The 316-nt window shown below is 60.4% G+C and carries 1 protein-coding gene; it reads right to left on the bottom strand.

Annotated elements, in window-relative coordinates; all coding sequences use genetic code 11:
- Nucleotides 1-316, bottom strand: a 316-nt coding sequence (locus PZH32_RS12335; protein WP_275208541.1) for a 4Fe-4S binding protein, incomplete at both ends; no start/stop codon positions are given.

The following is a 316-nucleotide window of genomic DNA, read 5'->3' as shown; positions in this document are numbered from 1 at the left end:
CACCGCGACGGCGCGAACCCGAATAGCTGGTATAGGTGGCCGAAGGACAGGCGATCTCGCAGGCGCCGCATCCGTTGCACAGCGTCTCGTCAATAACGGGGCGATCGTTCTGGTTCAGCGTAATGGCCTCGTAGGGGCACGCCTCGACGCACATGACGCAACCGCCCTGCTTCCAGGCAATGCACTCTTCCTCGTCGATGACGGGAATGCCCAACTTCTCGGTTTCCGGATCGATCGGCAGCAGCGCCTGGGTGGGGCACACCTCGATGCAGCGATTGCAGAAATCGCAGAACCCCTTATGGAAATCCATATAGGG

Source organism: Adlercreutzia equolifaciens (assembly GCF_029076695.1).
GTDB classification, from domain to species: Bacteria; Actinomycetota; Coriobacteriia; order Coriobacteriales; family Eggerthellaceae; genus Adlercreutzia; species Adlercreutzia equolifaciens_A.
This window is presented reverse-complemented; position numbering and strand designations above follow the sequence as displayed.